Source organism: Enterobacter cloacae complex sp. HYC033_NIDB (genome assembly GCF_056673335.1).
On sequence record NZ_CP115123.1, the window covers coordinates 1,103,970 to 1,120,345 of the forward strand.

Genomic DNA, 16,376 nt, shown 5'->3' on the forward strand with positions numbered 1-16,376 from the left:
CTTCTATAAATATTGATGGTCGTCACATATTACAACAGGCCGGGATGGAATTTAACTTAAGGAAATAGCGGGTCTTTTTGCACTTATTCACAGCAAAAGTTCGTTCCTGTTTGGGTGATAACAGACAGGGTTAACTAATAACAAACTATTTACGAGCACACTGTGAAAAAACATTTTAAATTTTCGATGGTTAGCATCGCTGTCTCCTTTTTTATGGCAAATCAGGCGGGAGCAGCCAATACCTGGACGGAAGCGCGTAGCGACGCAATGGGCGGAACGGGTGTCGCGGCAGGGAGCTATGGCAGCGGGGCGTTAATCAACCCCGCGTTACTGGCAAAATCTAAGCCAGAGGATGATGTGACGGTCATTTTGCCGTCCGTTGGCGTGCAGGTGACCGATGAAGACAATCTTCAGGACGAGATTGATACCATTAACGACAAAATCAATCATTACAAGGATGTGGTTGATAGTCTGACCCCCATTGAAGTTATCACCAATCCATTAGGTTCGATCAATCAGTTCCAGGGCGCAGCGAAAGATCTCGCTGATGAACTGGACTACCTGAAAGGCAAGACCGCACACGCCACCGCAGGGGCGGGGATTGCCGTCAGTATCCCTAACGATATTCTTTCCGTGGCCTTTATGGCAAAAGGCTATGCCCATGGCCGGGTCAGCTCTTCAATCGATCAGCAGGACATTGATTATCTGCGCGGTATACAACGAAGCGATGCGGTGGCTGCCGGTGTGGCGCTGGATGCCGCGCTAAACGGTACCGATCAGATCACCAAAAACCTTAACTCTACGGCGTCTGGTCGGGGGGCGATTGTGTCCGACTACGGTATTGCGGTGGCCCGTCAGTTCGATCTTGGCGGCGTTCCGGTTTCCGTTGGCGTCACGCCGAAGTTGCAAAAAACCTGGCTCTATAACTACACCACCTCAATCTACGATTACGACAGTAATAAGTGGAACGACAGCCGCTACCGTACCGACGACACTGGCTTCAACGTCGATGCCGGTATTGCTGCTGATTTTGGTGAAAACTGGACGGTCGGCGTGAGCGGGCAAAACCTGATGTCGCGCGATATCGATACCAAAGATATCCGCATTCGCAATGGGCGCACGGGAGAGGTGGTGAGTTATAAAGACACCTATCAGATCCGTCCGCTGGTCACTGCCGGGGCCGCCTGGCACAACGATCTGGTCACGCTGACCGCAGATGGCGATCTGACCGAAACCAAGGGCTTTAAAAGCGAAGACACCTCCCAGTACGTTGGCGTTGGTGCCGAAGTCACGCCGCTGAGCTGGCTGGCAGTACGCGCCGGTTATCGTGCGGATATGAAAGGGAACGACAGCAACGTCTTTACCGGCGGTGTCGGTTTCGCGCCGTTCAACTCCGTCCACGTTGACCTGATGGGGCTTTATGGCGAAGACGAGACCTGGGGCGCAGGGGCACAGTTGAGCATGACGTTCTAAAGTACACCGGAGGCGCTGCGCCTCCGGCTTTTCTTTGTGCTATAGTAGCGCCCCTTTTCCACCAGATGCTTAAAACTTCGCCATGTCGTCAGAATTCCAGACCGCTTTCCCTGCACACCGTTTCTCCATTGCGCCAATGCTCGACTGGACGGACAGACACTGCCGCTATTTCCTGCGTCAGCTCTCCCGCCATACGCTGCTGTATACCGAAATGGTCACTACCGGCGCAATTATTCACGGCAAGGGCGATTATCTGGCGTACAGCGAAGAGGAGCATCCGGTTGCGCTGCAACTGGGTGGCAGCGATCCGGCTGCGCTGGCGCAGTGCGCGAAGCTGGCTGAAGAACGCGGCTATGACGAGATTAACCTCAACGTCGGTTGCCCGTCCGACCGTGTGCAAAACGGTATGTTCGGCGCGTGTCTGATGGGTAATGCACATCTGGTGGCGGACTGTATCAAAGCGATGCGCGACGTCGTCTCTATCCCGGTCACGGTCAAAACTCGTATCGGCATAGACGACCAGGACAGCTACGAGTTCCTGTGTGATTTCATCAACACCGTATCAGGGAAGGGTGAATGCGAGATGTTTATCATCCACGCCCGTAAAGCCTGGCTCTCTGGCCTCAGCCCGAAAGAAAACCGCGAGATCCCGCCGCTGGACTACCCGCGCGTGTACCAGCTAAAACGCGACTTCCCGCACCTGACCATGTCGATCAACGGCGGTATTACGTCGCTGGACGAGGCCAAAGCGCATCTCGAACATATGGATGGCGTGATGGTCGGACGCGAGGCGTATCAGAATCCGGGCATTCTGGCGACGGTTGACCGGGAAATCTTTGGCGTTGACGGTGCTGACACCGATCCCGTGGCAGTAGTGCGCGCCATGTATCCGTACATTGAGCGCGAGCTGAGTCATGGTACGTATCTGGGCCACATTACCCGCCATATGCTTGGCCTGTTCCAGGGCATTCCTGGCGCGCGCCAGTGGCGTCGTTATCTCAGCGAGAACGCGCATAAGGCCGGTGCGGATATTGAGGTCCTGGAACACGCGCTGCGTCTGGTTGCGGATAAACGTTAAATTTCGCTAAAAGATGGTCAAATACGCCACGCCCTGCAACACATTGCGGGGCGTTTTGCTTTCAGAACAAAGACTTATTTTTGGCATGTTTCTTGTAACGATCGCAGCATCATTCGGGAACTCGTGGGAGAGCACCATGCTGGAACTACTTTTTGTGATTGGCTTCTTTATCATGCTGATGGTCACGGGCGTATCGCTGCTCGGTATCCTGGCCGCGCTCGTCGTGGCCACGGTGGTGATGTTTGTTGGCGGTTTATTTGCCCTGACGATTAAACTCTTGCCGTGGTTACTTCTGGCGATTGCGGTGGTATGGGCGATACGGGCGATTAAATCACCAAAACTGCCCACTTATCAGCGTAATAACCGCTTCCGTTACTAAGGTATTGAGGTGTACGTCACATACCTGCAACTTTTCCGGCAGCAATCCTTAGAACAGAATAGGATTTACTTATCGAATCTGTCACTATGGCTGCCGCTAAAGAATTCATCGAGCTGTACCCTACATACAGCCGAACTAAAAAAAGAAAGGGCTTCCCACGGGAAGCCCAATTTCTTTTTATGGCTCAGGGAATTAACAGACTTGATCCCTGCGTTGCCCGGCTTTCCAGCACCTCATGCGCGCGCTGCGCATCGGTCAGCGGATATTTCTGCGCCTCTGCCACATCCACTTTAATTACCCCACTGGCGATCAGCGAGAACAGCTCGTTGCTGGCTTCCTCAAGTTCTTCCCGGTTGGTGATGTAACCTTGCAGGGAAGGGCGAGTGACGTATAGCGACCCTTTCTGATTCAGAATGCCCAGGTTGACGCCGGTGACTGCCCCGGAGGCGTTACCGAAGCTCACCATCAGCCCGCGACGTTGCAGGCAGTCCAGCGAAGATTCCCAGGTGTCTTTCCCCACCGAGTCATACACCACGCGGACCTTTTTGCCGCCAGTGATCTCTTTCAGCCGCTCAACGATGCTCTCTTCCCGGTAGTTGATCACCTGCCATGCGCCCGCGTCCAGCGCGCGCTGCGCTTTTTGCGCGCTGCCTGTGGTGCCGATCAGCTTCGCGCCCAGGGCTTTCGCCCACTGGCAGGCAATCAGCCCCACGCCACCTGCGGCTGCGTGAAACAGGAATTGCTCGTCAGGCTTAATTTCGTAGGTTTTGCGCAGCAGATAATAGACCGTCAGCCCTTTCAGGAATGAGGCAGCAGCCTGCTCGAAGCCGATCGCATTTGGCAGAAGCGCCGCTTTCTCGGCCGGAACGTTATGGATGGAGCTGTAAGCGCCCAGCGCCGACTGCGCGTACACCACGCGATCGCCTTCCTTAATGTGCTTAACCGCGCTGCCCACTTTGCTGACGATACCGGCCGCCTCGGTGCCCAGTCCGCTCGGCATCGACGGAGGCGGATAGAGGCCGCCGCGAATATAGGTATCGATGTAGTTAATGCCGATCGCTTTGTTTTCCACCTGGATTTCGTTCTCGCCAGGCGCAGCGGGGGTAAATTCCACCGCTTTGAGTACGTCAGGGCCACCATGCTTGTGAAATTCAATACGTGTTGCCATGCTTCCTCCAGAATGTGGTAATCTTTCGACCCACTCTTTATCTCGGTAACTCCATTCACTATGGCAGGAAACAAACCCTTCAACAAACAGACTGAACCTCGTGAGCGTGATTATCAGGTCGCCGGGTTAAAAGTCCCGCCGCACTCGATTGAAGCGGAACAGTCGGTGTTGGGCGGTTTAATGCTGGATAACGAACGCTGGGACGACGTCGCCGAGCGTGTTGTCGCGGAAGACTTCTATACCCGCCCGCACCGCCATATCTTTACGGAAATGGCGCGTTTGCAGGAGTCGGGCAGCCCTATCGACCTGATTACGCTCGCAGAATCGCTGGAGCGTCTGGGACAGCTCGACAGCGTCGGCGGATTTGCCTATCTGGCAGAACTGTCAAAAAACACGCCAAGTGCCGCGAACATCAGCGCTTACGCTGATATCGTTCGTGAACGTGCCGTTGTCCGCGAGATGATCTCGGTGGCGAATGAGATCGCCGAGGCCGGTTTCGATCCCCAGGGGCGCACCAGCGAAGATCTGCTCGACCTGGCGGAATCCCGCGTCTTTAAAATCGCCGAAAGCCGTGCGAACAAAGACGAAGGCCCGAAAAATATCGCCGATGTGCTCGACGCCACGGTTGCGCGTATTGAGCAGCTTTTCCAGCAGCCGCACGATGGCGTGACGGGGGTGAACACCGGTTATGACGATCTCAACAAGAAAACGGCAGGTCTTCAGCCATCGGATTTGATTATCGTCGCGGCGCGTCCGTCGATGGGTAAAACGACATTTGCGATGAACCTCGTCGAAAACGCGGCGATGTTGCAGGATAAGCCGGTGCTTATCTTCAGTCTTGAGATGCCCTCTGAACAGATCATGATGCGTTCTCTGGCGTCCCTGTCGCGCGTGGATCAGACCCGCATCCGTACCGGCCAGCTGGACGATGAGGACTGGGCGCGCATCTCGGGCACCATGGGGATTTTGCTGGAAAAACGGAACATCTATATCGATGACTCCTCCGGCCTGACGCCGACGGAAGTGCGTTCCCGCGCGCGCCGTATCGCCCGTGAACACGGTGGCATCGGCCTTATCATGATCGACTACCTTCAGCTGATGCGCGTTCCGTCGCTTTCCGACAACCGTACGCTGGAGATTGCCGAGATTTCCCGCTCGCTCAAGGCGTTAGCAAAAGAGCTGCACGTGCCGGTGGTGGCGCTATCGCAGCTTAACCGCTCTCTGGAACAACGTGCAGACAAGCGCCCGGTCAACTCCGACCTGCGTGAATCCGGCTCCATCGAGCAGGATGCCGACTTAATCATGTTCATCTACCGTGATGAGGTTTATCACGAGAACAGCGATCTGAAAGGGATCGCCGAAATTATTATTGGTAAGCAACGTAACGGCCCCATCGGTACGGTACGTCTGACCTTTAACGGCCAGTGGTCGCGTTTCGACAACTATGCCGGTCCTCAATATGATGATGAGTAATTTCTAAGGAATTCAAATGCAAGCGGCAACTGTTGTTATTAACCGCCGCGCTCTGCGACACAACCTGCAACGTCTGCGAGAACTGGCGCCCGCCAGTCAGCTCGTTGCAGTCGTGAAAGCGAACGCTTACGGACACGGTCTTCTTGAGACCGCGCGAACGCTCCCCGATGCCGACGCTTTTGGCGTCGCCCGTCTCGAAGAAGCTCTCCGCCTGCGCGCAGGTGGAATTACGCAACCGATACTGCTCCTGGAAGGCTTTTTTGAAGCCTCGGACCTGCCGACCATTGCCGATCAGCACCTGCACACGGCGGTGCATAACGAAGAACAGCTGGCCGCGCTGGAAACGGCTGAACTGAGCGAGCCGGTCACCGTCTGGATGAAGCTCGACACGGGCATGCACCGTCTGGGCGTGCGGCCGGAAAGCGCGGAGGCGTTTTATCAGCGTCTGAGTCAGTGCAAAAATGTGCGTCAGCCAGTGAATATCGTCAGCCACTTTGCCCGCGCCGATGAGCCTGAATGCGGCGCAACGGAACAGCAGCTTGATATCTTCAACACCTTCTGCGAAGGCAAACCGGGGATGCGCTCCATTGCGGCGTCCGGCGGGATCCTGCTATGGCCGCAGTCGCACTTCGACTGGGCGCGTCCGGGCATCATTCTTTATGGCGTTTCGCCGCTGGAGAACAAACCCTGGGGGCCGGACTTTGGCTTTAAGCCGGTGATGTCGCTGGTTTCAAAGCTGATTGCCGTGCGTGAGCACAAAGCGGGAGAGCCGGTAGGTTACGGCGGCACCTGGATCAGCGAGCGCGATACGCGTCTTGGCGTGGTGGCGATGGGCTACGGTGACGGCTATCCCCGCGCCGCACCAACGGGCACGCCGGTGCTGGTCAACGGTCGCGAAGTAAAGATTGTCGGCCGCGTGGCGATGGACATGATTTGTGTTGATCTGGGGCCCGACGCGCAGGATAAAGCGGGGGACGATGCGGTGATGTGGGGCGAAGGCCTGCCGGTAGAACGTATTGCTGAAATAACAAAAGTGAGTGCTTACGAACTTATCACGCGCCTTACCTCAAGGGTCGCGATGAAATACGTCGACTAAGCATGGGCGGGATGCGATGCATCCCGCTTCTGTTAACATCCCCTCGATCTTCTTCCGCTTCCGGTTTATTGTTGAATTCCCTGCCTCATAATAATCCGGAGAACATCGCGTGTTTCAGAAAGTAGACGCCTACGCCGGCGACCCTATCCTCTCCTTGATGGAGCGTTTCAAAGAAGATCCTCGCAGCGACAAGGTGAACCTCAGCATTGGTCTTTACTACAACGAAGACGGTATCATTCCTCAGTTGAAAGCCGTTGCCGAAGCTGAAGCGCGTCTAAACGCAACCCCGCACGGTGCTTCGCTTTATCTGCCGATGGAAGGATTAAACACCTACCGCAACACTATCGCGCCGCTGCTGTTTGGTGCGGACCACGCGGTGCTCGCGCAAAAGCGCGTGGCGACTATCCAGACGCTGGGTGGCTCGGGTGCGCTGAAGGTAGGCGCAGATTTCCTGAAAAAATACTTCCCGGATTCCGGCGTGTGGGTCAGCGACCCGACGTGGGAAAACCACGTTGCGATCTTCGAGGGCGCGGGCTTTAAGGTGGCGACCTATCCGTGGTTCGACAGCGAAACCAACGGCGTGCGCGTTGATGCGCTGCTGGAAAAACTGAACACCCTGCCGGAGCGCAGTATCGTATTGCTGCATCCGTGCTGCCATAATCCGACCGGTGCGGACCTCACCAATGCCCAGTGGGATGCGGTGATCGAGATACTGAAGGCGCGTAACCTGATCCCGTTCCTCGACATCGCCTATCAGGGCTTTGGCGCGGGCATGGAGGAAGACGCCTACGCCATTCGCGCGATTGCCAGCGCGGGGCTTCCCGCTCTGGTCAGCAACTCGTTCTCAAAAATCTTCTCCCTGTACGGCGAGCGCGTTGGCGGCCTGTCCGTGGTGTGTGAAGACGCCGAAGCCGCGGGACGCGTACTCGGTCAGCTGAAAGCGACGGTCCGCCGTATCTACTCCAGCCCGCCGAACTTTGGTGCGCAGGTGGTGGCGACAGTTCTCGGTGACGAAACGCTGAAAGCGTCCTGGCTTGCGGAAGTGGAAGCGATGCGTAAGCGCATCCTGTCGATGCGTCAGGAGCTGGTTAACGTCCTGAAAGAGGCCGTGCCTGGGCATAACTTTGATTATCTTCTCAAGCAACGCGGGATGTTCAGCTACACCGGACTGAGCGCAGCGCAGGTCGATCGCCTGCGCGAAGAGTTCGGTGTCTACCTGATCGCCAGCGGCCGTATGTGCGTGGCGGGTCTGAATGCCAGCAACGTCCAGCGCGTGGCGCAGGCGTTTGCATCCGTAATGTAAGCATTCACTTACTTGCATACTGTATGTAGGCCGGGTAAGGCGTAGCCGCCACCCGGCTTTTTTGTTCGCGTCGGTGCCAGTCATTGCCCGGTGGCGCTTCGCTTACCGGACCTACACGTTTCTTCTGCGCTTTGTGATCGTCTTCTTTTTATTCAGCCCCATAAGTAAAAACTCCTTTCCTTCCCCTACCGCTGGGGTTATGGTCGGATAGTTTTTTGACCATCCGCTCAAAATAAAAAGATAACAAACTGAATATTCAGGGGAAAATATGCGCAAGATCACACTGGCGCTCAGCGCCGCCTGCTTATTGTTCTCGCTTAATAGCGCCGTTGTTGCACGGGCTTCTGCACCCACGCCGCTTTACACCGGCACTACCGCCGCCATTCTTGCCGAACAGGCCCCCATTCACTGGGTTTCAGTGGCACAAATCGAAAATAGCCTGACGGGTCGCCCGCCGATAGCCGTGGGCTTCGATATTGACGATACCGTTCTTTTCTCCAGCCCCGGTTTCTGGCGCGGCAAAAAAACGTACTCCCCGGACAGCGAAGCCTATCTGAAAAACCCGGAATTCTGGGAAAAGATGAACAACGGCTGGGATGAGTTCAGTATCCCGAAAGAGGTTGCCCGCGCGCTGATCGCCATGCACGTAAAGCGCGGCGACAGCATTTACTTCGTGACCGGACGTAGCCAGACCAAAACCGAAACCGTCTCGAAAACGCTACAGGATGATTTCCTGATCCCGGCGGCCAGCATGAACCCGGTCATTTTTGCCGGGGACCAGGAAGGGCAAAACACCAAAACCCAGTGGCTGGAAAAGAAAAATATCAAAGTGTTCTACGGGGATTCAGATAACGACATCACCGCGGCGCAAGACGTGGGAGCCAGAGGCATCAGGGTGTTACGCGCCTCGAACTCCACCTACCGACCGCTGCCGATGGCCGGAAAATTTGGTGAAGAGGTGATCGTTAACTCTGAATACTGACGCATTAACGGCGGGGTGAATGCTTTTTTAAGCAAATCTCGCTGCGCGGGTTTTACCTTTCGCTTTCTTGCTGCACACTTAGAAAGATTCACCTTTCATAATGGAGCAGCACATGTGGTATCAACAGACCCTGACCTTAAGCGCAAAACCACGCGGATTTCACCTTGTGACGGACGAAGTCATCGGGCAAATCCGCGACCTGTCGCGCGTCAAAACGGGTTTGCTGCATCTGCTGCTTCAGCACACGTCTGCTTCTCTCACGCTCAATGAAAATTGCGATCCCACCGTCCGGTCCGACATGGAGCACCATTTTCTGAAGAGCGTCCCGGACAACGCGCCTTATGAGCATGACTATGAGGGGGCGGACGATATGCCTTCGCACATCAAATCCTCTTTGCTGGGCGTCTCGCTGATGCTGCCGGTCCACAACGGACGGCTACAGCTGGGAACGTGGCAGGGGATCTGGCTGGGAGAACATCGCATTCACGGTGGTTCGCGTAAAATTATCGCAACGCTACAAGGGGAATAAAGATGACAATTTCGGAGATACTTCAGTACTGCATGAGCAAGCCGGGTGCGGAACAAAGCGTTCACAGCGACTGGAAAGCCACGCAGCTCAAAGTGGGGGATGTGCTGTTCGCGATGGTGAAAGAGGTGGATGCGCGGCCTGCGGCATCACTGAAAACCAGTCCGGAACTGGCCGACTTACTGCGCCAGCAGCACGATGATGTCAGGCCAAGTAAGCATCTGAATAAAGCGCACTGGAGTACGGTGTTTCTCGACGGCTCGCTGCCAGATTCGCAAATTTACTACCTGGTGGATGCGTCGTATCTACAGGCGGTTGAACTGCTGCCGGAAACGATCCGACAGCAGCTCTCTGTGTGACGATTACAGCAACGGTTTGAGGAAGCGCGCGGTGTGCGAGGCTTCGCACTCTGCAACGGTCTCTGGCGTACCGGAGACGAGGATTTCACCACCGCCGCTGCCGCCTTCCGGGCCGAGATCGACAATCCAGTCCGCGGTTTTAATCACGTCCAGGTTGTGCTCAATCACCACGATGGTGTTGCCCTGATCGCGCAGCTGGTGCAGCACGTCCAGCAGCTGCTGGATATCCGCAAAGTGCAGGCCGGTGGTCGGCTCATCCAGAATATACAGCGTCTGACCGGTACCGCGTTTGGACAGCTCACGCGCCAGCTTCACGCGCTGCGCTTCACCGCCGGACAGCGTTGTCGCTGACTGCCCCAGACGAATATAGGTCAGACCCACATCCATGAGGGTTTGCAGCTTACGCGCCAGCGCAGGGACGGCGTCAAAGAACTCGCGCGCCTCTTCGATGGTCATATCCAGCACTTCGTGGATGGTCTTGCCTTTGTACTTAATCTCCAGCGTTTCGCGGTTATAACGCTTACCTTTGCACTGGTCGCACGGCACGTAGATATCCGGCAGGAAGTGCATCTCAACCTTGATTACGCCGTCGCCCTGGCACGCTTCACAGCGGCCGCCGCGCACGTTAAAGCTGAAACGGCCTGGCGTATAGCCGCGTGAACGCGCTTCCGGCACGCCGGCAAAGAGTTCACGTACGGGCGTAAAGACGCCGGTATAGGTCGCAGGGTTGGAACGCGGCGTACGGCCAATCGGGCTCTGATCGATGTCGATAACCTTGTCGAAATGCTCCAGCCCCTGAATGTCGCGGTACGGCGCAGGCTCGGCCAGCGTCGCTCCGTTCAGCGCCGTCTGCGCAATTGGGAACAGCGTATCGTTGATCAGCGTCGATTTACCGGAACCGGACACGCCGGTGATGCAGGTAAACAGCCCGACAGGCAGCGTCAGGGTCACGTCCTTCAGGTTGTTGCCGCGCGCCCCGGTCAGCTTCAGCACTTTTTCCGGGTTCGCCGCCACGCGCTGTTTCGGCACTTCAATTTTGCGCTTGCCGCTCATGTACTGGCCGGTCAGCGATTCAGGCACCGCCATGATGTCTTTCAGCGTCCCTTCCGCGACCACCTGGCCGCCGTGTACGCCTGCGCCCGGGCCGATATCGATCACGTGGTCCGCGGCGCGGATCGCATCTTCGTCGTGCTCGACCACGATTACCGTGTTGCCGAGGTTACGCAGGTGAACCAGCGTGCCGAGCAGGCGTTCGTTGTCGCGCTGGTGCAGGCCGATAGACGGCTCATCCAGCACGTACATCACGCCGACTAAGCCCGCGCCAATCTGGCTCGCCAGACGGATACGCTGGGCTTCACCGCCGGACAGCGTTTCAGCCGAGCGGGAAAGCGTCAGGTAGTTCAGACCGACGTTCACGAGGAACTTGAGGCGATCGCCGATCTCTTTCAGCACTTTTTCAGCGATTTTCGCGCGCTGTCCGGAGAGCTTCAGGTTGTTGAAGAAGTCCATCGCGTGGCCGATGCTCATGTCTGAGATGGTCGGCAGTGCCGTGTTTTCGACAAACACGTGACGCGCTTCGCGACGCAGACGTGTACCCTCGCAGGTGGCGCAGGAGCGGTTGCTGATGAACTTCGCCAGCTCCTCACGCACCGCGCTGGATTCGGTCTCTTTGTAGCGGCGCTCCATGTTGTGCAACACCCCTTCGAACGGGTGGCGACGCACGGAAGTGTCACCGCGATCGTTCATGTACTTGAACTCAATATTCTCTTTGCCGGAACCGAACAGGATCACTTTATGTACGTTCGCGCTCAGGCTGGCCCACGGGGCTTCAACGTCGAACTTATAGTGCTCAGCCAGCGATTTCAGCATCTGGAAGTAGTAAAAATTACGCTTATCCCAGCCGCGAATAGCGCCACCCGCCAGCGACAGTTCCGGGTTCTGAATCACGCGGTCCGGGTCGAAATACTGCTGAACGCCCAGGCCGTCACAGGTCGGGCACGCGCCCGCCGGGTTGTTGAACGAGAACAGACGCGGTTCCAGCTCGCGCATGCTGTAGCCGCAAATCGGGCAGGCGAAGTTGGCGGAGAAGAGCAGCTCTTCCGCTTTTGCATCGTCCATGTCTGACACCACCGCCGTGCCGCCAGAGAGTTCCAGCGCCGTTTCAAAGGATTCCGCCAGACGCGTCGCCAGATCTTCACGTACCTTAAAGCGGTCAATCACCACTTCGATGGTGTGTTTCTTTTGCAGCTCCAGCTTTGGCGGATCGGACAGGTCACACACTTCACCGTCGATACGGGCGCGGATATAGCCCTGGCTTGCCAGGTTCTCCAGCGTTTTGGTGTGCTCGCCCTTACGCTCTTTAATGATCGGCGCCAGCAGCATCAGGCGTTTGCCTTCCGGCTGCGACAGCACGTTATCCACCATCTGGCTCACGGTTTGTGCCGCCAGCGGGACATCGTGATCCGGGCAGCGCGGCTCGCCCACGCGCGCATACAGCAGACGCAGGTAGTCATGGATTTCGGTAATGGTACCGACCGTGGAGCGCGGGTTATGCGATGTGGATTTCTGCTCAATGGAGATAGCAGGGGACAACCCTTCAATGTGGTCGACATCCGGTTTTTCCATCAGCGACAGGAACTGACGCGCGTACGCCGAGAGCGATTCAACGTAACGACGCTGTCCTTCGGCATACAAAGTGTCGAAAGCCAGTGAGGATTTGCCAGACCCCGAAAGCCCGGTCACGACGATGAGTTTGTCGCGAGGGATTATGAGGTTGATATTCTTGAGATTATGGGTGCGGGCGCCCCGAACTTCGATCTTATCCATTCACCTTTCCCGGTTGGAACACGGATTGCCTGATTTGTTTGAAGGACAAACGGCTGTCAGAAACGGCTAATTATGACACAAAATGACCTGTTTGAATATACAGTATTGGAATGCATTTTCTGATTCACTGTGTAACAATGTCGAGTTCGCGGGAGAACTCTGGAACGTGCTACGCAACTATCAAAGTGCAGCATGGAAATGGTACACTCGCGCGTTTACACTATTAAGAAACGTATTCAGGAGACACGAACATGGCCAGCAGAGGCGTAAACAAGGTGATTCTCGTCGGTAATCTGGGCCAGGACCCGGAAGTACGCTACATGCCGAGTGGTGGCGCAGTTGCCAACATTACGCTGGCTACTTCCGAATCCTGGCGTGATAAAGCGACCGGAGAAATGAAAGAGCAGACCGAATGGCACCGCGTTGTGCTGTTTGGCAAACTGGCCGAAGTGGCCGGTGAGTATCTGCGTAAAGGTTCTCAGGTCTATATCGAAGGCCAGCTGCGTACCCGCAAATGGACCGACCAATCCGGCGCTGAGAAGTACACCACGGAAGTGGTGGTGAATGTGGGCGGCACCATGCAAATGCTGGGTGGCCGTCAGGGCGGTGGCGCACCGGCAGGTGGCGGTCAGAATCAGCAGCAGGGTGGTTGGGGTCAGCCTCAGCAGCCTCAGGGCGGCAACCAGTTCAGCGGCGGCGCGCAGTCCCGTCCGCAGCAGCAGTCTGCTCCGGCACCGTCTAACGAACCGCCAATGGATTTCGACGACGATATCCCGTTCTAGAGTTAACTTGTGAGTTATTTGTAAAGAATTCATACACAGGCCCCTGTTAATTCAGGGGTTTTTTGTTTCTATTGTCGGAAAAAGTGTCTTGTATAAATTGGTGATTTTTCACATAAAGTGTACCTTGTAATTGTGTAATGTTTATGGGATGTGAGTGCATGGAAAAGAACTACAGAGTTACAACATTTGTCATGGATAGTGGCGAGCGCTATTGCATGGTAGTGGATCATGCTTCTGGGCTTCCCATGTATTACCCCACTCTGTTTCTAACAACTCAAATCCGCAATAGAGAGGATGCTTTTTCAACGATGTTGGCGGCGGCTAGCAACCTGGTTATGTTGTTACGCTTTGTAGAGAGTCGCGACATTGACCTTCAGCAGCGGTTTTTGACTAAAGACTTCTTCAAGCCACATGAGCTGGATGATCTGCGAGATTTTGCTCAGTGCAAACAAAGAAAGGGGCCATTAACTGTGTCCTCTACCTCTTGGTTGGCAGATGCGATGACCGATATCGTTGATAACGGGACACAGCATTCCCGGCTAACAACGTTTGCCAACTATTTACACTGGTATGCGATGCATATCTTAAAGACGACAGAACTGGAAGTTGTTGAAAAGATCAATGCTATGGCGGCGCAGATAAAGACGCGCCGACCATCTAAAAAGCGCAGAAACCACGACTTACAAGACAGGTCATTGAGTGATGTTCAATTGGACGCGCTATTTGAAGTCATCCAGCCTAGATCAGAGTTAAACCCTTTCTCAATAGATGTGCAGCGCCGCAATCGGCTGATGATCTTGCTTCTGTTTTATCTTGGCATCCGAGGTGGTGAATTATTAAATATAAGAATACAGGACATAGATTTTAGCGCTAACAGGATCCGTATCGTTAGGAGAGCAGATGAACAAGCTGACTCTAGAACCAATGAGCCTAATGCTAAAACTAGAGAACGGCTCTTACCGTTGGCTGAATCCTTAGCTCAAGAACTGCATAGTTATATCATTCAAGATCGCCGGAAAGTCAGAAATGCGAAGAAAAATGACTATCTGTTTGTAACTTACAAGAGTGGACCAACTCTGGGAAATCCTATCTCCAAAGGGGGATATCACAAAATTTTTTCCGTAGTCAGGTCTATATCACCGCAATTGTATGCAGCGACAGGACATTCGCTCCGCCACACTTGGAATCGCAAGTTTTCAGAAAGAATGGATGCCATGAATGAGCAAGTCAGCGAGGAACGCCAAGAGCAACTTCGTTCGTACTTAATGGGCTGGAGAGATGGCTCGGGAACCGCAGCGACTTACAACAAGCGTTTCATTCGGCAAAAAGGTTTTGAGGCCGCTTTGGCATTACAAGCAGGTAACGGCACTAGCTTGCCAGAGGACTTCAAGGATGACCATGAATAACCTCTTACTTGGGTTAGTACCAGAACGAATCCGTGCCAGGGCCAATAGCTACTCTTTTCTGTTGTATGACACATCGTGGACATTGGATAGAAATATCACTATTAATCTTGCTGATATTCACCATTATTTGTCAGATGGGACGCTAGATGGCTGCCTGCGCACACTGGCGTTTTATGCATCCAATCGTTCTTCTTCTCATACAAAAAATATTCTTGAACGATTTCAGCACATGCTGCGTGAGACTGACGCGAGAGAAATTACTGATACGGTATTGATTAATTATCGGTCGATGCTGTCGCCTGCAACAGAATGGTATCTAGCAACCATCCGTGGCTTTCTTCGATCCTGGCACGAACTGGGCTATCCCGGCATCAGTAAGGAGGTGATCCGCTTGCTAGATGGCTGGACGCTAAAGGGTAATCGTAAGGGGGATGCGGTTAAACGCATGGATCCTCAAGAGGGGCCACTGACGGATAATGAGCTGACAGCGTTTAACGAGGGGGCTGTTCGGGCTTATGAAAAGAGCTTAATTACTATAGCTGAGCTGGCTATGGCACTTGGCACCAGTCATACAGGACGTCGTCCCATTCAGATCTCGCTGCTTCGTGTGGTCGATGTCCTTTGTGGTAAAAATGAAAAGGGAGAGCCCTTCTATGTGTTGAATGTGCCGCAAGCCAAGCTGCGCAGCAGCTCTTTCCGAATAAACTTCAAGCCATTTGCAATATCACTGGAACTATGGGCAATCCTGAGTGCTCAGGCAAGAAATGCGATTGCGCAGGTTGAAAATCGTTTGGGGTTTGAATTGCAGGACGATGACCGGCAGCAAATCCCTCTTTTTCCTGATCTTGATGTGTTAGATGCCCTCCAATCTCCTTATGAATTCCGCCAACTGCTTGCTACCGACAAACTCCACATTCCCGCCGCAGAGATAACCGACACACTCCAATACATCGTAGAAAAGTCCGACATCCGGTCGGAACGTACCGGTGAGCTATTACATATCAATGCTCGTCGTTTTCGTTATACCACAGGCACACGAGCTGCCCGGGAAGGCTTTGGCGAGCTGGTGATTGCGGAACTGCTTGACCACGCGGACACCCAAAACGCAGGCGTTTACATCAAGAATATCCCCGAGCATGTGAAAAAGCTTGATGAGGCGGTTGGCTTCCAATTAGCACCATACGCTCAGGCTTTTGTCGGGGTACTTGTCGATTCAGAGAGAGACGCGCATCGAGGTAATGACCCTACCAGTCGTATTCGGACCGAGATGGGTCAGGGTGTTGGTACTTGTGGAGAACATGGCTTTTGTGGTGCCAATGTTCCTATTCCTTGCTACACCTGCATGCATTTTCAGCCTTGGCTGGACGGCCCACATGAAGATGTCTATCAACGACTGCTCAACGAACGTGAACGGGTGAAAGAGATAACTGGCGACATCCAGATTGCTGCCGTACTTGATCGCAGTATTATCGCGCTGGCAGATGTGATCATGCGTTGTGCAAAACGTCGTGAAGAGCTTAGTTAA

Annotated in this window: 14 protein-coding genes; 12 read left to right on the plus strand and 2 right to left on the minus strand. The window is 54.6% G+C overall.

All coding sequences use genetic code 11. The features are described from left to right. Positions 1-186 precede the first annotated feature (186 nt). From O1721_RS05250 to pspG, 3 genes are all read left to right on the plus strand, one after another. Positions 187-1,473, plus strand: coding sequence for a conjugal transfer protein TraF (locus O1721_RS05250; protein WP_152819237.1), 1,287 nt, complete (start codon positions 187-189; stop codon positions 1,471-1,473). An 82-nt stretch (positions 1,474-1,555) separates the two neighbouring features. Then, positions 1,556-2,551, plus strand: a complete 996-nt coding sequence (gene dusA, locus O1721_RS05255) for a tRNA dihydrouridine(20/20a) synthase DusA (RefSeq protein WP_015570180.1) — start codon at positions 1,556-1,558, stop codon at positions 2,549-2,551. A 136-nt stretch (positions 2,552-2,687) separates the two neighbouring features. Further along, positions 2,688-2,930: an envelope stress response protein PspG gene (gene pspG, locus O1721_RS05260; protein WP_017382623.1), complete on the plus strand. Its 243-nt coding sequence runs from the start codon at positions 2,688-2,690 to the stop codon at positions 2,928-2,930. Positions 2,931-3,114: 184 nt separating this feature from the next. Here pspG and O1721_RS05265 read toward each other — a convergent pair whose 3' ends face one another. After that, complete coding sequence (locus tag O1721_RS05265) at positions 3,115-4,098, minus strand: quinone oxidoreductase (protein WP_003860300.1); 984 nt, start codon at positions 4,096-4,098, stop codon at positions 3,115-3,117. A gap of 60 nt (positions 4,099-4,158) precedes the next feature. Between O1721_RS05265 and dnaB the strand changes: the two genes are divergently transcribed. From dnaB to O1721_RS05295, 6 genes are all read left to right on the plus strand, one after another. Next, positions 4,159-5,571, plus strand: a complete 1,413-nt coding sequence (gene dnaB, locus O1721_RS05270; RefSeq protein ID WP_003860298.1) for a replicative DNA helicase — start codon at positions 4,159-4,161, stop codon at positions 5,569-5,571. 16 nt (positions 5,572-5,587) lie between these two features. Beyond that, positions 5,588-6,667 (plus strand): alanine racemase, encoded by a 1,080-nt coding sequence (gene alr / locus O1721_RS05275; RefSeq protein ID WP_032646875.1) that lies wholly within the window; start codon positions 5,588-5,590, stop codon positions 6,665-6,667. A 109-nt stretch (positions 6,668-6,776) separates the two neighbouring features. Continuing rightward, a complete protein-coding gene (gene tyrB, locus O1721_RS05280) occupies positions 6,777-7,970 on the plus strand; it encodes an aromatic amino acid transaminase (RefSeq protein ID WP_017382625.1) in 1,194 nt (397 codons plus the stop codon). Positions 7,971-8,238: 268 nt separating this feature from the next. Next, entirely contained in the window at positions 8,239-8,952 is a 714-nt protein-coding gene (gene aphA, locus O1721_RS05285; protein WP_017382626.1) for an acid phosphatase AphA, read from the plus strand. A gap of 112 nt (positions 8,953-9,064) precedes the next feature. Then, the gene (locus O1721_RS05290; protein ID WP_017382627.1) at positions 9,065-9,481 is read left to right on the plus strand and encodes a secondary thiamine-phosphate synthase enzyme YjbQ; all 417 of its coding nucleotides are present in this window, start codon (positions 9,065-9,067) and stop codon (positions 9,479-9,481) included. 2 nt (positions 9,482-9,483) lie between these two features. Next, positions 9,484-9,837 carry an MmcQ/YjbR family DNA-binding protein gene (locus O1721_RS05295; RefSeq protein WP_032646878.1) on the plus strand — a complete coding sequence of 118 codons (354 nt, stop codon included), beginning with the start codon at positions 9,484-9,486 and terminating at the stop codon, positions 9,835-9,837. A gap of 3 nt (positions 9,838-9,840) precedes the next feature. On the opposite strand, the gene uvrA is transcribed toward O1721_RS05295, so the two are convergent. Further along, on the minus strand, positions 9,841-12,663 hold the full coding sequence (uvrA, locus tag O1721_RS05300; RefSeq protein WP_003860287.1) for an excinuclease ABC subunit UvrA: 2,823 nt from the start codon (positions 12,661-12,663) through the stop codon (positions 9,841-9,843). Between the two features lie 251 nt (positions 12,664-12,914). Between uvrA and ssb1 the strand changes: the two genes are divergently transcribed. From ssb1 to O1721_RS05315, 3 genes are all read left to right on the plus strand, one after another. Next, on the plus strand, positions 12,915-13,445 hold the full coding sequence (gene ssb1, locus O1721_RS05305) for a single-stranded DNA-binding protein SSB1 (protein WP_006177466.1): 531 nt from the start codon (positions 12,915-12,917) through the stop codon (positions 13,443-13,445). Positions 13,446-13,603: 158 nt separating this feature from the next. Then, the gene (locus O1721_RS05310) at positions 13,604-14,851 is read left to right on the plus strand and encodes a tyrosine-type recombinase/integrase (protein WP_047058417.1); all 1,248 of its coding nucleotides are present in this window, start codon (positions 13,604-13,606) and stop codon (positions 14,849-14,851) included. Further along, positions 14,838-16,376, plus strand: coding sequence for a site-specific integrase (locus O1721_RS05315; protein ID WP_048984036.1), 1,539 nt, complete (start codon positions 14,838-14,840; stop codon positions 16,374-16,376). The genes O1721_RS05310 and O1721_RS05315 overlap by 14 nt, the downstream gene beginning before the upstream one ends.